Genomic DNA, 12,992 nt, shown 5'->3' with positions numbered 1-12,992 from the left:
CACTGCTTTGAAATTTTGTTATAATAAAAACCATGAAATGAAAGGGGTGCTTAGCTTTGAAACAAACAGCAGACATGTTGACGCTCACACCGCAAGAACTGGATGAGCGATTTGCCTATAGTGGAAATGATTTAGGAGCGACCTTCTCAGAGACAGCGATTCGCGTGCGCTTGTGGGCGCCGACGGCAGAACGCGTCGTGATTCGTCTCTACAAGACACTACGCGCACGAAAAGTCGAAGAGGTCGAGATGGTGGCAGGCGAACGGGGAACGTACGTCGTTGAACTCGATCGAGCGGCATATGAAGGTTATTTCTATACGTTTCAAGCGAGCATCAACGGACAAAAAGTCGAGGCGGTCGATCCGTATGCGAAAGCCGTCGGAACGAACGGGAAACGCGGTGCGTTGATTGACCCGACAAGTGTGAAACCAGAACGATGGATCGAAGAACGCCCACTGTTCCATTCTTCGCAAGACGCAGTTGTTTATGAATTACATGTACGCGATGCAACGAGTCATCCGGCTAGTGGTGTCGTCGCACGTGGTACGTTCGCTGGACTGACGGAAGCAGGAACACGGACACCAAATGGTGGATTGACAGGACTTGATTATTTAGCGGATCTCGGTGTGACACATGTCCAGTTACTGCCGATCTATGATTTTGGCTCAGTCAATGAGACGGCGCTGAACGATCCGGATAATTATAACTGGGGTTATGATCCGGTGAACTACTTTGCGCCGGAAGGTTCGTACTCATCAAATCCAGATGATCCTCGAACGCGGATCCTTGAATTAAAACAATTAGTACAAGCATTACATGACCGCGGGATCCGTGTCATCATGGACGTCGTCTTCAATCATACGTATGATGCAGCAAAGGTTCCGCTCGGTCAATTCGTTCCTGGATACTTCTATCGTCAAGAGGCGGATGGTAGTCTCTCAAATGGTAGTTTCTGTGGAAATGATACCGCATCTGAACGTCTGATGATGCGGAAGTTCATTCTTGATTGTGTGACGTACTGGGCGAAAGAGTACCATTTGGACGGTTTCCGATTCGATTTGATGGGACTGCATGATGTCGAGACGATGAATCAGGTGCGCCATGCACTTGACCGGATTGATCCGTCGATTCTGATTATCGGTGAAGGTTGGGATCTCGATACGCCACTTGATCCAGAAGAAAAAGCGAACTACTTCAATGCACCGAAAATGCCAGGGATCGCTCATTTCAATAACGGTTTACGGGACGGGGTCAAAGGAGATGTTCAAACGCCGGAAGACCGTGGTTTCATTAGCGGTGCATTCGACCGGACGAGTGAAGTCAAGCGGGGAATCGCTGGTAACGTCTCTTCGCAAGGATTTGCCGATGAACCGAATCAGGTTGTCTCGTATGTTGAAGCTCACGATGATTTGACGATTTGGGATAAATTAACGGTGTCTCGCCCAGAGGATACGGAAGAGACTCGTCGGAAACGGCAAATGCTCGCGAATGCGATCATCTTGACGGGACAAGGGATTCCCTTCCTCCATGCCGGACAAGAGTTCTTCCGGACAAAGGACAGTATTCGTGACAGCTTCAATGCCGGAGAGGTCGTCAACCGTCTCGATTATGAACGGGCAGAAACAGAGCGTCCGGCCGTCGAGTACGTCAAAGGATTGATTGCTCTTCGTCGTCAGTATCCGATGTTCCGTCTCGCAAACGCAGCAATGATTAAAAAACACCTTCGTTTCCTTGAAGAAGGGGAGGGCGTGATTGCCTTTGAACTGAAACGCACCTATGAAGGATACGTCGAACGACAGCGTGTCTACCATAATGCGACGGAAGAGGATATCACGATTGAATTGCCAAACGGTGAATTCGAGGTGTTAGTTGAGTCGGGTGCCGTCAAGTTGCACGCACCACGGTTGCATGAAGAGAAACAGTTGGTCGTCCAAGCATTGACGACAACGGTCATTGCGGAGCGAAAAGCAGACTACAAGAAATACGCGGTAGCAGGCGGTGCAGCACTGACCATCATCGGATTGTTGTACGCAGCGAACAAACGTCGTAAGAAAACGGATTAAATTGAGAAGGACGAAGCGAAAGAAGGCTTCGTCCTTTTTTGCGTGGATGACAGTCCGATGTCAGTCTGTCATGCAATTGACTTGCGAAAATCATCGAAACATTGTTTGAAGATACATCTTTCGGGAAAATTCATATGTAGTATTTAAGATGTTGTTTTGAAGTGAGAGGGTGTACGGTGTATGTTCGGTTTCGGTGACTTATGGAAATTCTTTTTGTCGTTCTTTTTGCTGCTGCCTATCGTGACATTGATTCATGAGATGGGTCATTACTTTTTCGCCCGATTATTCGGTGGAAACATGGAAATCAATATTGGTTCAGGCAAGTCATTGCTTCGTGTTGGTCCGATTCGACTGAATCGTGTTTATTTTTGGGATGGCTGGTGTCAGTATGAGGCACTACGTCATGAAACGAAGTTTGCTAATATCATGGTCTACGCTGGTGGATCGATCGCGAACTTGGTGAGTATCTTAGTCGTAAATGGTCTCATATATGCCGGTGTGTTCGAGGCGTCGATTTTTACGTACCAATTTGCGTATTTCTCGTTTTATTTCGTCTTTTTCTCACTCTTCCCAATCGATCATCCGAATGGTTATCCGAGTGATGGAAAAGCGATCATCAACGTCTTTCGTTACGGTAAATCCGACTATCATCCACAATCTTAAACGAAGATTAAAGCCTCTTTCCGTCATTGGAAAAGAGGCTTTTTACTCAGGATTTCGATTCGCTAGACGAATCCGATTCCGTTTTCGCTTGTTCCTGCTCGAGTTCGACGAGCTTTTGAATCAAGATATGGCGCGGCATATGCATCAGTTGTTCAAGTGGTACGTTCAGACGTTTTGCGAGTTCGACAGCCGTCTCTGCTGATAATTGTAAAGGTTTCATCGTGTTCGTCCTCCTTTTTCCATGAAGTTAGTATAACAGGAGGTGCAAGTCGAGCGCATCAATAGTAGCGAGAAACTGAGAAGGTTGATACCGTATGAAGTAGGAAGTGATGCATATGTATAAACCTGCTGCAGAGCTGTTACTCCATGAATCCGTCTCACTGTTCGATCGAATCGGGGAGGATTTGCTTCTTTTTCGAGATCGCCACGGATTTATGAAATGTGATGCGGATTTAAGACCACTATGGGAAACAGCATGTGCGTATGTTCCATTCTCCTGGTACATTGAGCCAGGCGGTGGACGATTGTTCATCGTATTTGAAGAGTCAGCTTATTTTGGTTTACTAGATTTAGAGCAAGGGCATTTAGATTATATCAAGCGACCCGCTGCTTTTTCCGAAGCATGGTTCAGTAATTTATTCTTGTGGCAAGACGATGAGATCTTCCTGTACACGGCAGAAACAGACGTCGTCTGTGTGAACGTTCAAACAGGGGACTGGCGGTACTCAAATTATGAAGAGGCGCCACTGTTCGGACGCTTAGTGGAGCGAGGATATGATACACGTTTGACGTTCGAACGATTCATCGCACCTACGACAATCATTTCTTATGATGATCTAAAAGAACGGTATGTGATTTGGGACGCTGCGACGAATCAGGAATCGATTATTCCTTTTTCAGATTACGCGGAGTACTCACTCGTTGATCACCGGCACCAATTGTTTTCGATCACCGATTCATCTCGTTTTTACTTGTATGAGAAGAATCAGCTGAAATATAAGTTCGAGGGATGTCATTCCTCCGTTTTACTCAAAAGTGTGTTACTCGATGAAGAGGCGCGACGTCTTGCGATCGTATCGACATCGGCGACATTCGGCAACACATGGGTTCAAATTTTTCAGAAGACGTAACGAAACATCCTTTTCGCTTTTCAGCAAGAAGGATGTTTTTTGTACGTTTATACAGAAAGGGGGACGCATCATGGAACGGCTTGGTCATCTGATGAGTACGTATTTTCGAGGAGTGTTAATCGTTTGGGCAATCCTGCTCGTCGTGCTTGGTTATTTCGCCTATCAATTACCCGATCGGCTAGAAGGAAACGGATTTACACGTGACGGTGATTTTCAACGCGTCGAGACAGTACTCGATCAAGACTTCGGTCAGGATCCGCATACGATCATCGTCCTATTTGAGAATCAAGAGAACCTACAACAAACGATGGTGCAACATGTCGAGCGCTTCCGTGATATCAAAGGTGTCGGGAACGTCACTGGTCCTGTTGAAAATCCGCGAGCGATTCGTGACGATAAGGGATACGTGACAGTCGGTGTACCGACACTTGATGCGAAATGGGCAGCTGCGGTCACACGTCAACTGGATGACACCGGAACGATTCGGCTAACGGGTGAACCGGTCGTCGTCGATGATTTGAATACAGCGTCGAAAAATGACCTCATCCGGGCTGAGTTGATCGGAATTCCAGCAGCGTTGATCGTCTTGCTACTCGTTTTCGGTACTCCGGTTGCCGCCATCCTACCGTTGATCATGGGACTCGTTACTTTTGTCTTTGGTGCCGGTGTTCTTTATTTTGTCGCCGGACAACAAGAGTTATCAATCTTCGTCTTGAATGCGGTCGCAATGATTTCGCTGGCGCTCGGAATTGATTTTTCGCTGTTATACGTCAATCGATTTCGCGAAGAACGGCAGGACGGACAAGATATTCGGAAGGCGGCGATCCGTTCGGTCGAGACGGCAGGGCGTTCGATTTTATTTTCCGGAATCTGTGTATTCGTCGGACTTGCCGGACTATTATTGATTGATGTGGATGTTTTCCGCGCTGTCGCGATCGGAACGCTCGTTTCAGTTCTTGGAGCAGTCGTCAGTGCATTGACATTACTGCCGGCACTATTGATTGTTTTCGGGAAGGTGTTAGAGAAAGGGCGACTCTTCCGGCAGCGAGCAGGGCGCAGTGAAGATCGTTGGCGTCGCCTCGCTCGTTTCGTCATGAAGCGCCCTGTCGCAGTCACTGTTTTGTCCTTATTGCTGTTGTTACCTTGTTTATTGCCGTTACGTGACTTGACGTTGAACATTCCGCAAGCGACCGCTTTACCGGAATCCTATCCGTCACGTCTCGCCTTTGAGTCGTGGGAAAAAACATTCGGAAACGATGGAACGGACGCCGTCCTCATCTTATCTGCTGATGCTTCCTCAGAGGTGGGACGAGAAAAAATCGAAGACGTGACGATTCGACTCGAGTCGGATCCCGATGTACGCTCCGTCGTATCCGCCGCAACGATTGCCGAACAGCAACAAGTACCGCTCGAGCAGTTAGTCGCTGTTCCGGTCGGGCGCGAAGCTTTGACGGCATTTCTATCAGAGAATGACCAAGCACGAATTGATGTTAACTTAAAAGGAGATCCCGGGGATGCTGCTTCGCAAGACTGGGTGCGAAAGATGCAAGCGGACGGTTATCTTGTCGGGGGACCGGCAGCCTTCAATCAGGAAATTTATGATGCCATTGAATCGAAACTCCCACTAGCAGTCGGTGTCGTCGTCTTGGCGACATTCATCATCCTGCTGATTGCGTTCCGGTCCATCTTAATCCCAATCAAGGCGATTCTAATGAATTTGCTTAGTCTAGGAGCGACATTCGGATTACTCGTCATCTTGTTCGAGTCCGGCGCAGTTCTTCCGCAGGAGACGATCGGCATTCTGACACCGGTCTTCATCTTCTCACTCGTCTTTGGTTTATCGATGGATTATGAAGTGTTCCTCGTCTCGCGAATGGAAGAGTATTATGACGAGACAGGCGATAACGATTACGCGACCGAGATGGGGCTTGCGAAGACGAGTAAAATCATTACGTCCGCTGCCTTGATCATGATCGTCGTCACTGGAGCGTTTGCCTTCACGGGCGTCAGTCCAATTAAACAACTTGGCGTCGGTATCGCGCTTGCGATATTTATTGATGCTACGATCGTCCGGATGCTGCTCGTTCCCGCATTGATGAAACTATTTGGTCACTGGAACTGGTGGTGGCCGGGTGGTCGTCGTAAAGCGATCCGCAAGTGACGCATCGCGTAAGCACATCAGTAGCTATTCAGAGGAAGACGAGCGTATACTGTCGATATTCAATTCAAGAAATTAGAGGAGGCACTTCACTCATGGCAACTCAAGCAATGTTTGAACCATTTACATTACCAAACGGTGTGACGCTGAAAAACCGCGTCTTGATGGCACCGATGACGAACTATGCGGCACAAGAGAACGGCGAAGTATCGGATGCGGAACTCGCGTACTATGCAGAACGTTCAGGCGGCGTCAGTGCGGTCATTACAGCATGTGCGAACGTCACGGCAGACGGTCAAGGATTCCCGAATGAGTTCGGTGCGCATCGTGACGATCTCGTTCCAAGTCTGAAGCGACTTGCAAAAACGATTCAAGATAAAGGCGCAAAAGCGATCTTACAAATCTTCCACGCTGGTCGTATGGCACCACCAGAACTTGTCGGTGGGCAAACAGTCAGTGCAAGTGCTGTCGCACCCGTACGTGAAGGGGCAATGACACCTCGTGCATTAGAGGCGGAAGAAGTTGAAGCAATCGTTGAAGCATTCGGTCAAGCGACACGTCGTGCGATGGAAGCTGGATTTGATGGTGTTGAGATTCACGGTGCGAACACGTACTTGATTCAACAATTCTTCTCACCACACTCAAACCGTCGCGAAGACAAATGGGGCGGTAGCTTAGAAAAACGTCTCGCCTTCCCATTAGCGGTCGTGGATGCAGTCGAAGCTGTCGCGAAACAGGATCCTTCGTTCATCGTCGGATACCGTTTCTCTCCAGAAGAGATCGAAAATCCAGGAATCACACTCGATGATACGATGCGCCTCGTCGATGAGCTGGCGAAAAAAGACCTCGATTACTTGCACGTTTCCGTGATGGACTTCTTCGCAGGTTCGATTCGTGACGAAAATGCAACGACATCACCAATCACGCTCGTCCAAGAACGTGTTGGCGAACAAGTACCTGTCATCGGTGTCGGATCGCTGCACACAGCGGACGAAGTCGAACAAGGTTTGGCTGTCGTTCCAATGATCGCTCTCGGTCGTGAACTGATCATGGAACCGAAGTGGGTTGAAAAAGTCGAAGCGGGTGATCTTGCGTCAATCCGGACAGAACTTGATCCAGAAGCACAAGCAGAACTCGTCGTTCCAGATGCATTATGGGCAGGCATCACAAGTCGTCCAGGCTGGTTCCCGATCAAACAAACAAGCAAATAATAGAACAGCATCAAAAAGCACTCTAGATTTCATGTCTAGAGTGCTTTGAGACTGAAGGTAAAGTGCAATTTTTCTCTAACGAGAAGGATTGCGCTTTTTTGTTCGTCTCGCATCGTTTTCCTGGGACAAGCATAGCATCGCGCCGCTTCGCTGCAGGGTCGCTCTTGCTTGTTTTTTCCTAGTAAGCGATGTCGAGTGAACAAAACGCTTCTCGAATCCTTCTTCTAGAAAAAAATAACGCGTTTCACGCCACTCCTACAGGAAAAAGCGCATTATGCGCTGTCAGAGATAAACGAGACCCGTTTTCCTGCTCGAAGCGGGAAAACTGGCTTGTGTCTCGCCTGAGGAAAGGGCGTGAAAAGACGCGTCATTTTTTGGAGTCATCCTTGTTGTCTACAATCTGAAAGCACTCTAGATTTTGTGTCTAGAGTGTTTTTTTGTTTAATAGGCAACCTGTCCCATCCGAACGCCACAAAACGTATGCAAGGTGACAGGATCCTGTAGATTCGTTCGTTCCAACATATCGTTTAAGAGCAAGGCACAGACGTAGGCATCCTCTTTCGCATCATGGTGCTGGAAAGAGACGTTGAGGAATTCTGCCATCGTATTCAATCGATGGTTCGGCAACCACGGATACAGTTTGCGGGATAATTTGACCGTGCAACCGTAAGTGAAAGCGGGCATCTGGTACATATCATATTTTTGAATCGCTTTTTGGAGCGCCCCCATATCAAATGATGCATTGTGGGCGACGACCAGTTGAGCACCTGCGATTAAATCGTATAAGCCATGTGCTTCCATCGCTTCAGGTAACGTCGGTGCATCGAAGACATCACTCGGACGAATTCCATGAACCCGGATGTTTCCGGCATCGAAGTTTTCTTCTGGATTGATTAAGACCTGTTTACTCTCCGTGACGCGACCGTTAGAGAGAACGGACCAACCAAACGCACAAATACTTCGGCTATTCCGATTTGCCGTTTCAAAGTCAATCGCTAATGTATACATGCAACAGGCTCCTTTCTGTCATTCACTAGTAACAGAATACATGTTCGTATTATAGAAGTCCATCAAAAAAGACCATCTGCAAGGCAGATGATCTGATATCTCTTCCATTCACTTCGCGGTGGCGACTTTTTGTTCCTCTGCGACGTATTCCTCCGGTTTAAATAATAGAACGCGATCTTTATAGGCGAAGACAAGGGCCGTCAAGACAGCCATCGCATCAGCAATCGGGAAAGCGAACCAGACACCATTGACACCGAAGAACAGGGGTAAGATCAGGACGAGTGGAATCGTGTATAACGTTTGGCGTGACAAGGACAAGAATAAAGCGACTTTTGCTTTGGCGAGCGATTGATACATCCCGTTGACAATCATTTGAATCCCGTAGACGAACGATAGAGCGAATAAAATGCGCATCGCACTCGAGCCTTCCTGCAGCAGTGCTGCTTCTTCTGTGAACAAGCCGACCCAAAAACGGGGGAACAGTTGAATCAGTAACCACAAGCTGATTGATAACGATAAGCCGTAACGGATTGCGAGCTTAATGGCAAGCGACATCCGGCTAAATTGCCGAGAACCGAAATTATACCCGACGATCGGTTGCATCCCTTGTACGATCCCCATGATCGGCATACCGACAAGCGCCATGAACTTATTGATGACCGCAAACGTCGCTAGTTCTGTTGTACCCCCGTACCGGACGAGCATATGGTTGACGGTGATGAACAAAATCGATTGAGAAACCTGCATGATGAACGACGATGATCCGATTTGCATCATCCGAAACGTTAAACGGAAATCGGGTTTGAAAGCATTTCGATCGAGTGTTAACCCCGTTTGCCGACGCTTCGTAAAGAAGAATCGGAAAACAAGTGCAGCACCGACGATTTGTGCAACGACTGTCCCGAGTGCAGCACCTTGGATGCCCCAATCAAGACCAAAGATGAACAGCGGGGTCAAGACGATGTTGATCGCAACTGTCGTCAGCATGACGCGCATCTGATAGTTCGCGCGTCCTTCTGCGCGTAACATGGCACTCGACGCCATCGTCAACATGAAGAACGGAGATCCGATCAAGAGGACGCGTAAGAAATCGATACTATACGGCATGATCTCATCTGTCGCTCCAAAGAGACGAAGTAACGGTTCGACGAAGATGAAAGCACTGATAATGGCGAGCATACTGATGAAGAAAACCGCTATCAAGACGTTAGCGTAAGCACGACTGGCACCATCCGTTTGTTTTTGACCAAGCCGTTGTGATGCAATTGCAGCCCCCCCGATACCGATTGAGTTAGCGATCGCCATCAACACGAGCTGGACCGGGAAAGCGATTCCGACAGCGGCGACGGCAGCCGTACCGATACCTTGAGCGACGAAAATCGTATCGACGATATTGTAGAGTGCTGTGACGAGCATCCCGACCATCGCCGGTAAAGAGAGACTAAGTAAGAGCTGATTGACAGGTGCTTCACCCAGGCGGGCAGTATTTTTATTCATGGAAGGAGAGCCTCCTTTTTTAGACAAGTGGTAAGTAGGGTTTTACTCAGAGTAGTCGCTTCTTTGATGAGATGCAAGAAATCACTCTAGTCAATGTGTTTGCTCCATGAAAAAAGGATGCGCTATGAAGCGCATCCGATGGAACTAGATTCAAGATGGTGTAGGGAGATAACCTTTCGAGTACTCGAAAGCAATGAATAAAATGGCACCGAGCGCCAAGTAAGCAAGGAGCGTGATCGTTTGTTGTTTTTTCGGCATCTGGTGATACTGGACGGACTCTTCAGCGAGTCGGAGCGGCTCGATTCGCTGATCGATTCGTCGCAACAACGCATCGTAGTCGTTCGCAGCATCATATTGATACCGTAACAGATCGTCCGCTTCCTGACGTGCCTCTTCCGGACTCGCTTGTCGCAAATCTTGTAAATCGAGACGAAGCGACCAAGCAATCGGGTCGTACGTACTTTCGACCGTTTGTTCTTCCTCCACTTCCGGTGCAAGAGCGACTTCCGCGTTTGCACGTTCTTGCTCCGCCTTTGCGCGTAAGACACGTTCGCGTGCAGCACGGTATAACATCAAGGTCGATCGGTTCGCTTCATATTGTTTTGCGAACTTATACCGTTTCCAGACAGCACTACCGCCGAAGAAAGCGATCAAGAGCAGAATCAAGCTGAAGTTCGTGATGCCGTAAGCAATCAAGGCAGCAAGACCTGCAACCCAAACGATGATTGGAAGTCCCGCAAGAATCCGTCCGCCGTCAAGTGGACTGACGGGAAGTAGGTTGAAGAGATTCAATAGAGCCCCAAGATGGAAGATGACGAGCCAAAAGTCATTTCCGGTCACAGCGTATCCAATCGCAAGCGGAATGAGGGACACGAGACCCGCGAGTGGTCCACCGTACGCAAGAATCGCTTCTTGTTTTGGTGTCCGGAACGTATCCTTGATCCCGATGACGGCTCCCATGAACGGTACGAAAATCGCGGGACCAGTCTTAAAACCGAGTCGCTTCGCAGCAAGTAGATGCCCCATCTCATGAATGAATAGGAGATAGAGCAATCCAACCCCGAACCAGACCCCGAATACTTGAGCGTAAAAGAGAAGCGAAACTCCGAACGAAATCAGAGTGCCTCCAAACTTCGAAAATTTCAATAAGGCAAGGATGACCTTTCCTTTCGTTAAGAGAAAGGCGCCGGCAACAGCAAGTCCACCCCAACGTTTTTTAGCCATCGTGAAATTCCTTCTTTCATCATGTGACGTTCTTCCTTAAGTGTACGACACTGATGCAGGAAAAGTTTCATTTAGACTGCTCGGGAATCAGATAGAAACAGCTTCCGTCTGGCTGACGCGCTTCACTACCGACCTGAAAATGGTGTGTCGTCGCAAGTGCAGCGGCAATCGACAATCCGAGTCCACTTCCTGAACGATCACGTGCTGCATCAAGTCGGTAAAACCGATCAAATAACCGGGCACGTTCTTCGTTTGTTAGAGATGTCCCGCGGTCAAGAACAGCGAGTCGCTCCTGGCGCAGATGCAATTCAGGGGAAGTGGCATATTTCAGGGCGTTATCGATATAAATCGTTAAGATGCGTAGCACCGCTTCGCGATTCGCCCGAATCGTTCCAGAGGCATCAACAGGGATGATTGTCCCTGTCGCGTGATACATCCGATCGGCGAGTTCACTCCCAAGCTCCGCTAAGTCGATCTCTTCAACTGATGTTTCCTCATACCCGAGGCGTGACAATTCGAGCATGGGCTCGATCAAGGTCGTCCGCATCGCGTGCGTCTCCTGCAAGATGTGTTCAATCGATTCATCGAGGACGTCCGGCTTTGTTTTGCCCCATCGTTTCAACAATTGCGTATAGCCTTCGATGACCGTCAATGGTGTCTTCATCTCATGCGAGACATCGGCGACGAACTGCCGTTGTTGTTCCATTGTCTGATCGACACGCCCAATCATCTGATTGAAGACGCGACCGAGGCGACCGATCTCATCATCGCGTTCGGTCTGTACGGTCTCAAGCGTTCCAGAAGACGAGATCCGTTGCATCGTATCATTCAGTTGTCTGAGCGGGCGGAGCGTCTGATACGCAATCCAGAAGCTACTGATGAACGCGATGACGATTCCGACGACCAACACGATGGTGAAGGTCAAGATGAATGTCGAGACCGTATCATCGACGCTCTCATCTTCGAACAAATAGGCTTGATCCTGATAGACGATACCGAACCAATCGCCAGACTTGAATGGCTCATTCGAACGTGGAATACCGGGTAGATCACCCGCTTGTACGTCTCCATTAACGGTAGACGAGTCGTCATCCTCTTCATCATTTGAAATGACCCATCGTCCATCTTCGTTCGATAAGACGACGGAATCTTCATGAAGCGTCAGTAATGCCCGGACCGATGAATCATCCTCCATCAATTCCTCTGCCTGTTCAAGCTGCGTATAACGGGATTCAATCAAATGATTGCGGACGACGAAGGTCACGACGATGAACGAAAGCAGTAATAAAAGTGTCGTAAAGGCGGTGACGGATAAAGCGAGTTTCGTTCGAAGCTTCATGGCGTCGCCTCCCGTAGCACATAACCCACCCCACGAACGGTCTGAATCAAAGCAGGAGGGTGAGCATCGACTTTTTTCCGAAGATAACGGATGTAGACGTCGACGATATTCGTCTCGCCGAAGTAATCGTACCCCCAGACGCGATTTAGAATTTGTTCGCGTGTCAGGACATGCTCCTTGTTTTCGAGTAAATACGTCAGGAGTTCGAACTCGCGTGGTGTCAAATCGAGTCGCAATTCGTTGCGGAATGCTTCATGTCGATCAAGGTCGAGTACAAGATCGGCGAACTGTAACGTGCGCGATGCGTTATTCGTTGAAGTCGGGGTGCGGAGTAACGCCCGGATCCGGGCAAGGAGTTCCTCCATCTCGAACGGTTTCGTCACATAATCATTCGCACCAAGATCGAGTCCTGCGACTTTATCGTAAACTTCTCCACGTGCCGTTAGCATAATGACGGGGACATGAATACCTTTTCCACGGAGCCTGCGCAACACCTCGAAGCCGCTCAGCTCCGGCATCATCACGTCGAGTAAGACGAGATCAACCGAATGCTCAGCGGCAGCGAGACCATCTTTTCCGTTGGGGGCGACACGTGTCGCGTACCCGGCATATTGGAGTTCGAGTTCAAGGAGGCGTGCGATTTTCGCATCGTCCTCAACGATTAAGATGGTGGTTGGCATAAACATCCTCCTTTAATGA

General features: G+C 48.8%; 11 protein-coding genes. 5 read left to right on the top strand and 6 right to left on the bottom strand.

All coding sequences use genetic code 11. The annotated features are described in order from the left end of the window. The first annotated feature begins 56 nt into the window (after positions 1-56). Positions 57-2,063 carry a type I pullulanase gene (gene pulA, locus ITJ88_RS13470; RefSeq protein ID WP_230088863.1) on the top strand — a complete coding sequence of 669 codons (2,007 nt, stop codon included), beginning with the start codon at positions 57-59 and terminating at the stop codon, positions 2,061-2,063. A gap of 180 nt (positions 2,064-2,243) precedes the next feature. Beyond that, positions 2,244-2,726: a site-2 protease family protein gene (locus ITJ88_RS13465; RefSeq protein ID WP_058265683.1), complete on the top strand. Its 483-nt coding sequence runs from the start codon at positions 2,244-2,246 to the stop codon at positions 2,724-2,726. 46 nt (positions 2,727-2,772) lie between these two features. On the opposite strand, the gene ITJ88_RS13460 is transcribed toward ITJ88_RS13465, so the two are convergent. After that, complete coding sequence (locus tag ITJ88_RS13460; protein ID WP_195865986.1) at positions 2,773-2,946, bottom strand: YycC family protein; 174 nt, start codon at positions 2,944-2,946, stop codon at positions 2,773-2,775. Between the two features lie 115 nt (positions 2,947-3,061). Between ITJ88_RS13460 and ITJ88_RS13455 the strand changes: the two genes are divergently transcribed. The 3 genes from ITJ88_RS13455 to ITJ88_RS13445 all read left to right on the top strand — a co-directional run bounded on the left by ITJ88_RS13455 (position 3,062) and on the right by ITJ88_RS13445 (position 7,225). Beyond that, positions 3,062-3,856 carry a hypothetical protein gene (locus ITJ88_RS13455; protein WP_195865985.1) on the top strand — a complete coding sequence of 265 codons (795 nt, stop codon included), beginning with the start codon at positions 3,062-3,064 and terminating at the stop codon, positions 3,854-3,856. Between the two features lie 70 nt (positions 3,857-3,926). Then, positions 3,927-6,017, top strand: coding sequence for an MMPL family transporter (locus tag ITJ88_RS13450; protein ID WP_195865984.1), 2,091 nt, complete (start codon positions 3,927-3,929; stop codon positions 6,015-6,017). A 92-nt stretch (positions 6,018-6,109) separates the two neighbouring features. Next, positions 6,110-7,225 carry an NADH-dependent flavin oxidoreductase gene (locus ITJ88_RS13445; RefSeq protein WP_058265686.1) on the top strand — a complete coding sequence of 372 codons (1,116 nt, stop codon included), beginning with the start codon at positions 6,110-6,112 and terminating at the stop codon, positions 7,223-7,225. Positions 7,226-7,666: 441 nt separating this feature from the next. On the opposite strand, the gene ITJ88_RS13440 is transcribed toward ITJ88_RS13445, so the two are convergent. The 5 genes from ITJ88_RS13440 to ITJ88_RS13420 form a co-directional block, all read right to left on the bottom strand. Beyond that, on the bottom strand, positions 7,667-8,233 hold the full coding sequence (locus ITJ88_RS13440) for a 3'-5' exonuclease (RefSeq protein ID WP_053452136.1): 567 nt from the start codon (positions 8,231-8,233) through the stop codon (positions 7,667-7,669). A 108-nt stretch (positions 8,234-8,341) separates the two neighbouring features. Further along, positions 8,342-9,730: an MATE family efflux transporter gene (locus ITJ88_RS13435; protein WP_064300670.1), complete on the bottom strand. Its 1,389-nt coding sequence runs from the start codon at positions 9,728-9,730 to the stop codon at positions 8,342-8,344. Positions 9,731-9,880: 150 nt separating this feature from the next. Beyond that, positions 9,881-10,954 carry a site-2 protease family protein gene (locus ITJ88_RS13430; RefSeq protein ID WP_023469662.1) on the bottom strand — a complete coding sequence of 358 codons (1,074 nt, stop codon included), beginning with the start codon at positions 10,952-10,954 and terminating at the stop codon, positions 9,881-9,883. A gap of 67 nt (positions 10,955-11,021) precedes the next feature. Further along, positions 11,022-12,293 carry a sensor histidine kinase gene (locus ITJ88_RS13425; protein WP_195865983.1) on the bottom strand — a complete coding sequence of 424 codons (1,272 nt, stop codon included), beginning with the start codon at positions 12,291-12,293 and terminating at the stop codon, positions 11,022-11,024. Then, positions 12,290-12,973 (bottom strand): response regulator transcription factor, encoded by a 684-nt coding sequence (locus ITJ88_RS13420; RefSeq protein WP_087681615.1) that lies wholly within the window; start codon positions 12,971-12,973, stop codon positions 12,290-12,292. The genes ITJ88_RS13425 and ITJ88_RS13420 overlap by 4 nt, the downstream gene beginning before the upstream one ends. Positions 12,974-12,992 lie beyond the last annotated feature (19 nt).

Origin of the sequence: Exiguobacterium abrahamii (genome assembly GCF_015645365.1) — a bacterium.
In the GTDB taxonomy this organism is placed as follows: Bacteria; Bacillota; Bacilli; order Exiguobacteriales; family Exiguobacteriaceae; genus Exiguobacterium_A; species Exiguobacterium_A abrahamii.
The sequence above is the reverse complement of the archived record's forward strand: the minus strand, read 5'-3'. Positions and strand labels throughout refer to the sequence as shown.

What these genes read in the sequence shown, in the direction of transcription:
- ITJ88_RS13465 (WP_058265683.1), top strand. Translation starts at nt 2,244, where the DNA reads ATGTTCGGTTTCGGTGACTTATGGAAATTCTTTTTGTCGTTCTTTTTG.
- ITJ88_RS13460 (WP_195865986.1), bottom strand. Translation starts at nt 2,946, where the DNA reads ATGAAACCTTTACAATTATCAGCAGAGACGGCTGTCGAACTCGCAAAA.
- ITJ88_RS13455 (WP_195865985.1), top strand. Translation starts at nt 3,062, where the DNA reads ATGTATAAACCTGCTGCAGAGCTGTTACTCCATGAATCCGTCTCACTG.
- ITJ88_RS13450 (WP_195865984.1), top strand. Translation starts at nt 3,927, where the DNA reads ATGGAACGGCTTGGTCATCTGATGAGTACGTATTTTCGAGGAGTGTTA.
- ITJ88_RS13445 (WP_058265686.1), top strand. Translation starts at nt 6,110, where the DNA reads ATGGCAACTCAAGCAATGTTTGAACCATTTACATTACCAAACGGTGTG.
- ITJ88_RS13440 (WP_053452136.1), bottom strand. Translation starts at nt 8,233, where the DNA reads ATGTATACATTAGCGATTGACTTTGAAACGGCAAATCGGAATAGCCGA.
- ITJ88_RS13435 (WP_064300670.1), bottom strand. Translation starts at nt 9,730, where the DNA reads ATGAATAAAAATACTGCCCGCCTGGGTGAAGCACCTGTCAATCAGCTC.
- ITJ88_RS13430 (WP_023469662.1), bottom strand. Translation starts at nt 10,954, where the DNA reads ATGGCTAAAAAACGTTGGGGTGGACTTGCTGTTGCCGGCGCCTTTCTC.
- ITJ88_RS13425 (WP_195865983.1), bottom strand. Translation starts at nt 12,293, where the DNA reads ATGAAGCTTCGAACGAAACTCGCTTTATCCGTCACCGCCTTTACGACA.
- ITJ88_RS13420 (WP_087681615.1), bottom strand. Translation starts at nt 12,973, where the DNA reads ATGCCAACCACCATCTTAATCGTTGAGGACGATGCGAAAATCGCACGC.